This window comes from Desemzia sp. FAM 23988, from assembly GCF_045528365.1.
In the GTDB taxonomy this organism is placed as follows: Bacteria; Bacillota; Bacilli; order Lactobacillales; family Carnobacteriaceae; genus Desemzia.
In genome coordinates, this window is record NZ_JBGQQS010000090.1 from 1 (window position 1) to 256 (window position 256).

Genomic DNA, 256 nt, shown 5'->3' on the forward strand with positions numbered 1-256 from the left:
AAGAACTTGAGAAAAGAGGATTACACTTTGTTCGATACGCAGATGACTGTATTATTTTCGTTAAGAGCGAATTCGCAGCAAGGCGCGTGATGCGTTCGGTTACACGATATATTGAGGAAACACTGGGTTTAACTGTTAATGCGACTAAATCGAAAGTCATTAAACCAAATAATCCAACATTTAAATTTCTGGGATTTGGATTCTATTGGTCGAAAGCAGACAAAGGCTATCGAGCAAAGCCCCATGCCATATCAAT

Annotated in this window: 1 protein-coding gene; it reads left to right on the forward strand. The window is 39.1% G+C overall.

Translation table 11 applies throughout. The features are described 5' to 3' along the window. The coding region (locus tag ACEN4L_RS13565) for a reverse transcriptase domain-containing protein (RefSeq protein WP_407097776.1) at window positions 1–256 on the forward strand (256 nt) is incomplete at both ends.